Below are 11,971 nucleotides of genomic sequence, written 5' to 3'. Positions count from 1 at the left end.
CCGCTGTAAAGCAATATGTCAGGACATATGGCTATATGGAGGGCACGATGAGTATCCGACTACGGGCGATCACCCTGTTATTGGTCGCCCTGGGAGGCGCCGCGGCGGCCGGCGCGCCGACCGCCGCGGCGACCGCGCAGAAATCCGTCACGTTCGCGTCCACGCAGGACAGCTACGTCAGCGAGGCCGGCCCGGCGAAGACTCACAACACCGTCACCTGGCTGTCGGTCTGCACCACGTCGTGCGACGGCGCGAAGGCCTCCGAACGCGGCGCCTTCATCCGCTTCGACGTCAAGGACGTCCCCGACAACGCGGTCAACGTCAAGATGACGCTCGACGTCCAGTCTGTCAGGACCACCGACACCACGCTCGAGGCGCGCCCGGTCACCGGCGAGTGGTCGGCCGAGACGCTCACCTTCGACAACCGCCCGAGCGTCGGTGAGGTGATCGCCACCCAGCAGGGCCTGACCGCCGGCGGCACGGCGAAGCTGGACGTGTCCTCCGCCTTCGCCGGCAACCGCACCTACGACTTCGCGCTGACCTCGCCGTCCGGCGCCCACGGCGTGCTCCACTCCTCGCGTGCCACCTCCGGCCAGGGCCCCAAGCTGTCGATCAGCTACGACACCGAGGCGGCCACGCCCGCCGGCCCGCTGCCGTTCACCATGCCCTCGCTGGCGACGCTGCGCTCCTCCGAGCGCAAGGTCTTCGCCCACTACTTCACGCCGTACCCGCTCTCCCTGAACAACAAGGCCGGCGCGGACGACTACTACACCAAGCACTACCTGAACCCCGACGGTGAGAGCGGCAAGCACGCCGCCTACGGCGGCCTGCTCAGGGACCGCCCGCTGCCCCGCGGCGTCCTGTCCGGCGACTGGCAGGTCCAGGACATGAAGAAGGAGGTCCAGACCGCCGCCGCGGCCGGCCTGGACGGCTTCACCGTGGACATCCTCTCCCTCACCAGCGCCCACTGGGACCGGCTGCAGGCCCTGATCAAGGCGGCCGAGGCGGTCGACCCCGACTTCAAGATCGTTCTGATGCCCGACATGACCGCGCTGAAGACCGACGCCGCCACCCTCGCCGCCGCCATGGCCAAGCTGGCCGGCTCCACGTCCGTCTACCGCCTGGCCGACAAGCGCCTGGTGATCTCGCCGTTCAAGGCCGAGGCCCAGACGGCCGCGTGGTGGCAGAACTTCATGAAGATCATGAAGAGCTCGCACGGCATCTCGGTCGCCTTCGTCCCGGTGTTCCTCAACTTCCCCTCCAACGCCGCCGCCTTCGCGCCGATCAGCTACGGCTTCTCCAACTGGGGCAACCGCAGTCCGAGCGGGCAGAGCGGCCTGGCCGCCAACATCGCCAAGGCCCACGGCCTGGACAAGATCTGGATGCAGCCGGTGTCCGTCCAGGACGAGCGGCCCAACCAGGCGATCTACGACGAGGCCAACAACACCGAGAACCTGCGTCTCACCTGGGAGAAGTCCATCTCCGATGAGGCCGACTGGATCCAGCTCACCACCTGGAACGACTTCTCCGAAGGCACCCAGTTCACCCCGTCGGTGCACAACGGCGGCGCCTACCTGGACATCTCCTCCTACTACCTGACCTGGTTCAAGACCGGCAAGGCTCCGGCAATCGTCCGTGACACCCTCTACCTGACCCACCGCACGCAGTTCGCCGCGGCCAGGCCGACCTCGGGCACGCAGACCAGGTTCATGGCGCCGCGCGCCGGCACCAGCGCCCCGCGCGACACCGTCGAGGTGCTGTCCTTCCTCACCCGCGCCGCCACCGTCAAGGCGAGCATCGGCGGGGCCGACAAGACGTACGCTGCCCAGGCCGGCGTCCAGGCCAAGACGTTCCCCCTGGCGTACGGGACGAACAAGGCGTCGGTCGGCGCCGTGACCGTCACCTCGCCGTGGCAGGTCAAGAAGGACTTCGCCGTCCAGGACCTGCAGTACCACGCGGTCAGCAGCGGCCGGAAGTGACCCCTGGTGCGGGCCTCCGCGAGGGGCCCGCACCCCTTCCCGGCCCACGCCTGGTCGGTTGACCGGCCGACGCCTGGTCACTTGGACCGGCCCGCGCCTGCTCGCTCCGGGCGCGGGCCTGCCGTGGGCGCCGACGACGGCCTTCACCCTCGCTCCCCGTAAGATCCGCTGCCATGGATCGCCCGAACCTGCCCGAAAGCCTCAAGCTGCTGCTGTCCGACGAGCCCGTCCTCGACCTGTACTCCTACGGTCCCTGGCGGGTCCCCGACGGCCTGTACGAGCAGGTGCGGGCGCGGGCGGCCGAGCTGAACGACGACCCCGCCGCCGAGGCGCTCGCGGTCGAGCTGCCGGCGTTCCTGGCCGAGGGCACCACGGTCATCGGCGCCGAACTGTGGTACCTGCTGCAGTACCTCGTCGGGTCGGTGGCCGTGTGCGCCGGGTCGGCGTGCGACCTGGCGTACGAGACGATGAGCGACTTCGTCGCCGAGCCGCGACGGCCCAACCGCGGCTGGACGTGGTCGTCGGCCGACACGCCCTTCCTGCCCCCGGCGTACTGGCTGATGGACGGCACAGGCGACGACCCCGAACTGCGCGAGCTGGCCTTCGGGGTGGCGCGCCGCTGCCTGGACGTCTTCGCCGGCATCGAGCCGCTCGAACCGCGGCGCAGGGCGCTCATCGAGCTGCACGACCTGCGCGCCGCCGACCCGGCGCTGGCCAAGGAGGACCTGCTCGCACCCGTGGAGGAGCTGCCCAGGCGGTGGGCCGCGCGCGCGGAGGCACGCCAGCTGGCCGTCCTGCCCGAGCTTCTCGGGCCCGCCGGGCACCTCGACTGGGCCTGCTCCGGCCTGCTGGCCGCGCACACCCGGCTCATCGAGAACGTGCCGGGGGCGACGAGCTCCGGACCGCTGCCCGGCTCCCCGTTCGCCTTCGAGCAAGAGGTGACACTGGCGTGCCTCCTGGCGCAGGCGGAGGTGCCCGAGGTGCCGGCCGAGCTCGCCGTCACCCTCGGACTGGCGCGCTTCACCGAGGTCCAGGCGCTGTTCTCGCGGCTGCGCGAGAACTTCGACGCCGACGGCTGGCACGCGCTGGTGCGCTCGTGGCTGGCCCGTGGGGTGCTGGCGGGCGAGACGGAGGCCTGCCGCGCCTGGCTCGACATGGCCATCAGGGTGACCGGCTCGGTCCAGGGGCTGCCGGGGCCGGCGGTGAACCCGACCAGTTCCATCCCCGTCGGCGCCTTCCAGCGGGACGTGCGCGTGCTGTGCGCGCCGCGCAGGGCGGTCAACCCGCTGGTGGCCACGTTCGCCGCGGGCCGTACCGGACAGCCCGGCCGCGCCGGGGAACTGGTCGGCCAGCCGGAGCTGGCCGAGGCGATCGGCGACGCCGTCTCCGCCGGATGGCACGGCGACAGGCGCCCGGCGCGGCTGCTGCTCGCCGGGCCCGAGAGCACGGGCCGCATGACGGCGGCCGACCTGCTGCGGCGCTCGCTGGCGACCGCCGACGGGCCCGCCGAGGTCGTCCACATCTCCGACCTGGTCTTCTCCGGCATGAGCGCCGGAGAGGCCGCGCTGTACGTGATGTCGCGCACCCGCGAGCTCGGCGCCGGCGACCTGCTGGTGGTGCAGGGCCTCGACCGGATCGGCGAGTACGGCCGGTGCGGCGCGGTCGCCCTCGAGGAACTCCGCAGGGCGCTGCGCAGGAGTCCGGGTGTCCACGTCGTCGCCACGTGCGCGCCGGGCGGGGACGAGCGGATCGCGCGGGCCAATCCGGCGCTGCACCACGAGTTCCGGGTCGCCCGCACCCGCGAGTTCACCCACGAGGAGCGGGCCGAGCTGTTCCACCGGGCGGTCGCCAGGCGCGGCGCGACGGCGAGCGACGACGCCGCCGAGGCCGCGGCCGAGCTCGCGGGCGCGGGATCGCAGAACCTGCGTGGCGCCCGCCTCACGGACCGGCTGGCCGAGCACGCGGTACGGGCCGCCCGCGAGCGCGGCTCGGCGAGCGTCACCATCGCCGACCTGCCCGCCGCCCCCGGCGGCCCGCGCGCGAGCCTGGACGGCTGCCTGGGGCTCGAGCCGGTCAAGGCCGAGATCGCCCTGGTCGTGGCCGAGGCGCGGGCCGCCAGGCTGCGGCGCGAGGCCGGCACGCCGGGCCTGGCCAGGCCGCCGCACCTGGCGTTCACCGGACGTCCCGGCACCGGCAAGACGATGGTGGCGGCACTGCTCGGCCGCATGCTCGGAGAGCTCGGACTGCTGTCGTCCGGCCATCTGGTCAGCATCGGCCGCGCCGAACTGGCGGGCAGGCACGGCGGCGACGCCGCGGCCGGCGTCCGGCGGGCCGTCGACCGCGCGCTCGGCGGCGTGCTGTGCGTCGAGAACGCGGGCGACCTGGCCGGCCCCGGCACGGACAGCGACAGGGCGCGCAGCCGCGACGTCGTCGACGCGCTGGTCGCGGCGCTCAGCGCCCACCCCGACGACCTGGTGGTGGTCCTGTGCGGGCCCGACGGGGCCGTCAACGGGCTGCTCAGGTCCTCGGCCGAGCTGGCCGAGCACTTCCCCAGGGTGGTCCGCTTCCCCGACCTCACCGCCGAGCAGGCCGTGTCCCTCTACGAGAGCAGGGCGGTCACGGCCGGGTTCACGCTCGGCGAGGGGGTCGCGGCCAGGGTGCTGCGGATCGTCAGGTCGGCACGTCCCGACGCGGCGGGCGCCCGGCTGGCGCTGCGGCTGCTGGAGCGTACGGTGGCCCGGCAGTCGCGGCGGGTGATGGCTGGGGGCGCGCTCGGCGGGGGCGGGTCGCTGCACGAGATCCTGGTCGAGGACGTGCCGTCCAGCGCCGTGGACGCCACCGCGGCGGGCACGACGGACATCCCCGGGGACGGCAGCGGGGACGGCACCGGGGCGGGCTGGGTCAGCGGCGCCCCCGCCGCGCCGGCCGGCCCGGCGGGTGACCCGATGACGGCCATCGACGCGCTGGTCGGTCTGGAGCCGGTCAAGCGCGAGGTGCGGTTGCTGACGGCCGAGGCCGCGGCGGACCGGCTCCGCAGGCAGGCGGGCCTGCCGATCGTCTCGCCCGCCCGGCACCTGGTGTTCGCCGGCAACCCCGGCACCGCCAAGACGACGGTCGCCAGGCTGGTCGCCGCCGCGTACGCGCGGCTGGGCGTGCTGTCGTCCGGCCACCTGGTCGAGGTCTCCCACGCCGACCTGATCGCCGAGTACATCGGCCAGACCGCGCCGAAGGTCAGGGCCGCGGTCGAGAGCGCGATCGGCGGCGTGCTGTTCATCGACGAGGCGTACGCGCTGACGCCCGGCGGCTCGCACAACTCCTACGGCCCGGAGGCGATCGCCGAACTGCTGCGCCTGATGGAGGAGCACAGGGACGACCTGGTCGTCATCGCCGCCGGCTACGACGGCAGGATGGCGGAGTTCCTGGCCGCCAATCCCGGGCTGGCTTCCCGCTTTCCGACCACGGTCCGCTTTCCCGACTACAGCGAGGACGAGCTGGTCGCGATCTTCGAGAGCATGGCGGCCGGCGCCGGTCTCGTCCTGGAGGCCGGGGTGCGCGAGCAGGTCCGCCACGCGCTGCGCGCCGTCCCGCGCGGCGAGTCGTTCGGCAACGGCCGGGTCGTCCGCAACCTGCTGGAGCGGGCGATGGCGCTGCAGGCCGAACGCGTCATGGCGGGGCAGGACCCGACGGCCGAGGACATCAGGATCCTGCTCCCCGGGGACATCCCCTCCGGCCCGACGCCCGCGACCGACGACGCGGGCACCGGCCAGTACCTGTGACGGCACGCACCCTCAGTCTGGCCCACCTCTCCGTCCCGCCTCTCCGCCCTGCCTGTCCTCGGGCCAGGCCGTCGCTCCGCCCCGACCGTCTTCGACGACCAGGATCGGCCTCGGGCTGCAGCGTTTCGGTCACTTAACGCGTCCACTAAAGCGCGAGACGTGGCCGGAGCGAGGGTCATAGCATCGTTGCTATGAGCTGCCGCTGCTAGGAGAGCCCTACGCGAAGCAGCTTGACGGCAAGCTACGTGAGCTTCGGTTCCATCTCGACGAGTTCGCGGTGCGCATCACCTACTGGATCGCGCCTGGTCGCCGGATCGTGCTCTTGACCGTGTTCCACAAGACGCGGGTTCGGGAACGTAGGGAGGTCGAGCGGGCTCGGCGGGCGATGCGCCGTTGCGTCGAGTCGGCGCACACCGTCGACGAGGAGGGAGGAGCGGCATGAGCGAGCAGGGAAGCTGGCGAGAGCTCAGGGATCGCCGGATGGCCGAGCCGGGTGCAGCCGAGGCGTACGAGGCCGCGCGCCTGGCCTACGACCTGGGCAGGACGGTCCGGGCGATGCGCGAAGGGCGGGGCTGGAGCCAGAACGACCTGGCCCGCGAGGCCGGCATGACCCAATCGGCGGTGGCGCGGTTCGAAGCGGGCGGAACCGTCCCCACGTTGCCGGTCCTGGAGCGCTTGGCACGCGCCTTGGACGCGGATGTCGAGGTCCGCCTGACGCCCAAGGCGCCGGCTGCCTGACGGCCTCCGCGTCCGTATTAAGACCGGCCTCACCGACCGAGACGTGCGCTTGACGGTCTCGGCGGCCGTGCCGCCGCAACTTGCGTCACCGCACGAGGGGCGGGTATCGCCGGGCTGCTTCCCTGATCGCCGTGTGATCCATCGGGCACGACCGAGGGCACTGATCGCACTTTGTGCGTGGCGTGGACACGATGATGGCGGCCATGCAGCGTCGCGGGCCGTCGGCCGTGAACCGGGAAACGTCATGGCCCCGCACCAAGTTCTGCGGTCCGGTCTTGCCATGCCGTGCTCAGCGGGCACAGTGAGCATGTGGGGCATGCATCGCTGAGGGTGTTCTTCGCGATCCACTGGGCGCTGCCGGGCGCGGCGGCGGTCACCGCGGGTCTGCTGTTCGGCCACCATCCGCTCCTGGTGGCCGGGGCGGTGCTGGCCTGCGTGGCGCTGCGACCCGTCCACACGGGGGCGGTCCTGCGGACGGTGATCGTGGTGGTCCTGCTGTCGCCGTTATGGTCGGCCGCGCTCGACCTCTACGCATGGACGGTGACCAAGGTCATCGACGGCCTGGAGTTCGTCGGCACGTTTCCGTCGGTCTTTCTGCGGATCCCCGGCTACCTGATCTACGTCATTCTGTTCTTGATCATCGCCACCGTGGCCGGATTTCTCCAGGTCAAGCTCATTCTCTCCCCGTTGTTCGCGCTCATCGAGCTGGAGAGCCGTGGCCGGCAGTCCTCCCGCGACCGGCGGGCCGCCCGCGTCATGACCCTCGTCGCGGATCCCACCGGAGGGCCGCCGCCGCGCTTCTCGCTCTACCTGCGGCCGTTCGCGACCACGGGCCGCCTGGCCAGCAACTCCGTGGGCGTGCAGGCGAGCGCCAGCGAGCAGCCCGGCAACATCCAGACCGACTTCGAGGCGATCCTGGCCGCCGCCTTTCCCGCCCACCGGCCGCTGATCGCGCTCGGCGTGCCAGGCGCGCTACTGCCCACCCACCCCGAAGGGGTGCAGACCTGGCCGATCAACCACACCTGGGACATCCCCGGCACCGGCAAGGTGGCGTGTACGGAGAGCGACTGGCAGGACAAGGTCAAGCTGCTCGCCAGGCAGGCCGAGCTGATCGTGATCGTCCCGCTGGCCTTCGCCGGGACGGTATGGGAGATCAGGTGGCTGCACGCGAACCGGCTGCTGGACAAGTGCGTCTTCGTGATGCCGGCGACCATGGAGGGCGCGCGCGACTACTCCCCGGACTGGGAGGCGGCCACCCGGGTGCTGAGGTCGCTCGGCGTCCGTCCGCCCGCCTACCGGGACTCGGGGCAGCTGCTCATGGTCGCGAAGGGCCGGAACGTGATGCGCTCGCTGCCGTCCTTCGTCCACGCCCCGCTGCCGCGCGCCACCGCTCTACTGCTGCAGTTCGCCTTCCTCCGCCGGAGAGGGCGCGAGCTCACCGAAGACCGGCGGTGACCGCTCCGGCCGGTGACCGCACGGGGACCGCTCCCGACGGTCCCCGACCGTGACCGCCCCCGACGGTGACCGGTCCGGTGGAGAGCCTCTCGGGCGGCCCACCGGGAAGGACCGTGCCGTCAGGGGAGCAGCTTGTCCAGGGACTTGCCGATGCGTTTCTCCGAGACCGGCGTCGGGGTGCCGAGGGTCTGGGCGAAGAAGCTGACCCGCAGTTCCTCGATCATCCACCGGATCTCCAGCACGTCGGCGTCGCCCCGTCGGGCGGGCGGCAGCTTGTCGAGCACGTCGAGGTAGTCGTCCTCGACCCGGTGCACCTTGTCCATCCACTCGACGTCGCGCCACGGCTCCTCCGGCAGCTTGGCCAGCCGCCGGTCGATTGCCCGGATATATCGGGAAATGTCGGTGAGGCGGGCGGCACCGGTCGCCGTGATGAAGCCGGGATGGACCAGCTTGCCCAACTGCTCGCGCACATCCTCCGTCGAGGCGGACGAGCGCAGCGCCCCCAGCTTCAGGTTGACGTCGTGCCAGGCGGCCAGGATCTGCTCGACCTTCGCCAGGATCTCGGCCGCGGTGTCGTACAGCTCGGCCCGCACGTGCTGGTAGAGCCGGTCGAAGGAGACCGGGTCCCAGGCGGGCCCGCCGACGTCGCGCATCAGCTTGTCCACGGCCGCGTTGACCACGTCTTCGAACAGCGCCACCGCCCCGCCGTGCGGCGAGCGCGACAGCGCCAGCTTCGCCTGGTTGGACAGGCCCCCGAGCAGCGCCTTGGCGGGCGAGGTCACGTTCAGCAGCAGCAGCCGCCTGGTGCCCAGCCACATCGCCCTGCGCTGCTCGGCCTCCGTCTCGAAGATCTTCACCGAGACCGAGGCGCCCGCGTCGACCAGCGCGGGATAGCCCTTCATCCGGCCCTGCTCGAACACCTTCGGCAGCGTCGCGATGCTCCAGGTGGTCAGCCCCGTACGTTCCAGGTCGTCGCCGGCCGCCGACAGCGTCTGCCGCAGCCTGGGGGCCAGGCGTTTCTTCAGCGCGTCGAGGTCCTTGTCCTCGGCGATGGTCCGCTTGCGCTCGTCGACCACCCGGTAGGTGACGCGCAGGTGGTCGGGCAGCTGGTCGATCTGCCACGCCTCGCGCGGCACCCGTACCCCCGTCAGCCGCAGCAGCTCCCGCTCCAGCGCCTCCAGCAGCGGCTCGCCACCGGCCTTGACGTGCTGGAGCACCTGCTTGGCGTAGTTGGGCGCGGGCACGAAGTTGCGCCTGATGTTCTTGGGCAGCGACCTGATGAGCGCGGTGACGAGCTCCTCGCGCAGGCCGGGGATCTGCCAGTCGAAGCCGTCGGCGCTGACCTGGTTGAGCACCTGCAGCGGGACGTGCACGGTGACGCCGTCGGCCTCGGTGCCCGGCTCGAACTGGTAGGTCAGCTTCATCCGCTGGCCGAGCTGCCGCCAGGTGTCGGGGTAGTCGCGGGCGCTGACGTCCGCGCCCTCGTTGACCAGCATCTCGGGGGAGAAGGTCAGCAGCGACTTGTCCTGCTGCTTCTTCCACCAGGCGTCGAAGTGCCCGGCCGAGACCACGTCGGCGGGCACCCGCTGGTCGTAGAAGTCGAACAGCGCCTCGTCGTCGACCATGATGTCGCGGCGGCGGGCGCGGTTCTCCAGCTCCTCGACCTCCTCCAGCAGCCGCCGGTTCTCGCGCAGGAAGGCGTGGTGGGTGTCCCAGTCGCCCTCGACGAGCGCGTGCCTGATGAACAGCTCACGCGACAGCTCCGGATCGATCTTCCCGTAGCCGACCTTGCGGCCGACCACGAGCGGCACGCCGTACAGGGTGACCTTCTCCAGGGCGACGACCGCGCCCTGCTTCTTCTCCCAGTGCGGCTCGGAGTAGGTGCGCTTGACCAGGTGCTGGGCCAGCGGCTCGACCCAGTCGGGCTCGATCTTGGCGTTGACCCGCGCCCACAGCCGGCTGGTCTCCACCAGCTCGGCCGACATCACCCACGCGGGCTGCTTCCTCGCCAGCGCCGAGCCGGGGAAGATGGCGAAGCGCGCGTTGCGCGCCCCGATGTACTCCTGGAGGGGCCTGCGTCCGTCACCGGACTTCTTGTCGACGACGTCCTTGACGCCCAGGTGCGACAGCAGCCCGACCAGCAGCGAGACGTGGATCTGGTACGGCGAGGCGTCCTGGCCGTTGGGATGGGCGCCGAGCGCCTGCCGTAGCTGGCTGTAGATGTCCTGCCACTCGCGCACCCGCAGGTAGTTGAGGTACTCGGTCTTGCACAGCCGCCGGAACGCGCTGGAGGACAGCTCCTTCTGCTTCTCCCGCAGGTAGTTCCACAGGTTGAGGTAGGACAGGAAGTCGGACTCGGGGTCGGCGAAGCGGCGGTGCTTCTCGTCGGCCTGCTGCTGCTTGTCGGAGGGCCGCTCGCGCGGGTCCTGGATCGACAGCGCGGCGGCGATCACCATGACCTCGCGCACGCAGCCGTTCTTGTCCGCTTCGAGCACCATGCGGGCCAGACGCGGGTCGACCGGCAGCGTGGCCAGCCTGCGCCCCATCGGGGTCAGGCCGCCCGCGGCGTCGAAGGCGCCCAGCTCCTGCAGCAGGTTGACGCCGTCGCGCACCTGCCGCTGGTCCGGCGGCTCCACGAAGGGGAAGGCGGCGATGTCGCCGAGGCCGATCGTGGTCATCTGCAGGATGACGCTGGCCAGGTTCGTGCGCAGGATCTCCGGGTCGGTGAACTCGGGCCTGGCGAGGAAGTCCTCCTCCTCGTAGAGGCGGATGCAGATGCCGTCGGAGGTACGGCCGCAGCGGCCCTTGCGCTGGTTGGCGGAGGCCTGCGAGATCGCCTCGATCGGCAGGCGCTGCACCTTGGTGCGGTGGCTGTAGCGGGAGATGCGGGCGTAGCCGGGGTCCACGACGTACTTGATGCCGGGCACGGTCAGCGACGTCTCGGCCACGTTGGTGGCCAGCACGATCCTGCGGCCGGTGTGCGACTGGAAGACCCGGTGCTGCTCGGCGGCCGACAGCCGCGCGTACAGCGGGAGGATCTCGGTGTTGCGGAAGTCGGCCTTGGACAGCGCGTCGAAGGCGTCGCGGATCTCCCGCTCGCCGGACAGGAACACCAGGATGTCGCCCTGCCCCTCGAGCACCAGCTCCTTGCAGGCGTGGACGATGCCCTGGGTCTGGTCGTCGTCCTCGGACAGCGGCCGGTAGCGCACCTCGACCGGGTAGGTCCGGCCCGACACCTCGATGATCGGCGCGTCGTCGAAGTGGCGGGAGAAACGCTCGGGGTCGATCGTGGCGCTGGTGATGACGACTTTGAGATCCGGACGCCTGGGCAGCAGCTGCTTGACGTAGCCGAGGATGAAGTCGATGTTGAGGCTGCGCTCGTGGGCCTCGTCGATGATCAGCGTGTCGTACTGCTCGAGCAGCCGGTCGTTCTGCAGCTCGGCCAGCAGGATGCCGTCGGTCATCAGCTTGACGAGCGTGTTGTCGCTCGCCTTGTCGGTGAAGCGCACCTTGTAGCCGACGACGTCGCCGAGCTGGGTGTCGAGCTCCTCGGCGATGCGCTCGGCGACCGTACGGGCGGCGATCCGGCGCGGCTGGGTGTGGCCGATGACACCGCGCACGCCGCGGCCCAGCTCCAGGCAGATCTTCGGGATCTGGGTCGTCTTCCCCGAACCCGTCTCTCCGGCGATGATCACGACCTGGTTGTCGCGGATCGCCTCCAGGATGTCGTCCTTGTGCTGCGAGACGGGCAGGTTGTCCGGGTACCGGATCGTGGGGACCACCTCGCGGCGGCGGGTCACGCGCTGCTCGGCACGTTCCACGTCGGCGAGGATCTCCGCGGCGATCTTCTGTTGCGCTTCGCGGGAGCGTACCCGGCGCGCGCCGTCGAGCCTGCGCCGAAGGCGCCGCTGGTCGCGCGGCATCAACGCGGGCAGGCGTGACTGGAGGTCGGTGAGCGAGGAGATCAAGGAAGGCGTTCCCATACTGCTATCAGGATATGCGTGCGGATCAACCGCTCATCGT

The 11,971-nt window shown here is 71.3% G+C and carries 6 protein-coding genes; 5 read left to right on the top strand and 1 reads right to left on the bottom strand.

What is annotated here, in order from left to right:
- The first annotated feature begins 47 nt into the window (after positions 1–47).
- The 5 genes from ACWDLG_RS26820 to ACWDLG_RS26800 all read left to right on the top strand — a co-directional run bounded on the left by ACWDLG_RS26820 (position 48) and on the right by ACWDLG_RS26800 (position 7,948).
- Entirely contained in the window at positions 48–1,979 is a 1,932-nt protein-coding gene (locus tag ACWDLG_RS26820; RefSeq protein ID WP_449924784.1) for an endo-1,3-alpha-glucanase family glycosylhydrolase, read from the top strand.
- A 173-nt stretch (positions 1,980–2,152) separates the two neighbouring features.
- The gene (locus ACWDLG_RS26815) at positions 2,153–5,755 is read left to right on the top strand and encodes an AAA family ATPase (protein WP_449924781.1); all 3,603 of its coding nucleotides are present in this window, start codon (positions 2,153–2,155) and stop codon (positions 5,753–5,755) included.
- A gap of 196 nt (positions 5,756–5,951) precedes the next feature.
- Complete coding sequence (locus ACWDLG_RS26810; RefSeq protein ID WP_449924941.1) at positions 5,952–6,197, top strand: type II toxin-antitoxin system RelE/ParE family toxin; 246 nt, start codon at positions 5,952–5,954, stop codon at positions 6,195–6,197.
- Positions 6,194–6,493 carry a helix-turn-helix domain-containing protein gene (locus ACWDLG_RS26805; RefSeq protein WP_449924778.1) on the top strand — a complete coding sequence of 100 codons (300 nt, stop codon included), beginning with the start codon at positions 6,194–6,196 and terminating at the stop codon, positions 6,491–6,493. Before ACWDLG_RS26810 ends, ACWDLG_RS26805 begins: the two co-directional genes overlap by 4 nt.
- A 309-nt stretch (positions 6,494–6,802) precedes the next feature.
- Positions 6,803–7,948: a hypothetical protein gene (locus ACWDLG_RS26800; protein ID WP_449924775.1), complete on the top strand. Its 1,146-nt coding sequence runs from the start codon at positions 6,803–6,805 to the stop codon at positions 7,946–7,948.
- Positions 7,949–8,067: 119 nt separating this feature from the next.
- On the opposite strand, the gene hrpA is transcribed toward ACWDLG_RS26800, so the two are convergent.
- Complete coding sequence (gene hrpA / locus ACWDLG_RS26795; RefSeq protein ID WP_449924773.1) at positions 8,068–11,931, bottom strand: ATP-dependent RNA helicase HrpA; 3,864 nt, start codon at positions 11,929–11,931, stop codon at positions 8,068–8,070.
- Positions 11,932–11,971: the final 40 nt, after the last annotated feature.

It is taken from the genome of Nonomuraea sp. NPDC003727, assembly GCF_053586935.1.
This window is presented reverse-complemented; position numbering and strand designations above follow the sequence as displayed.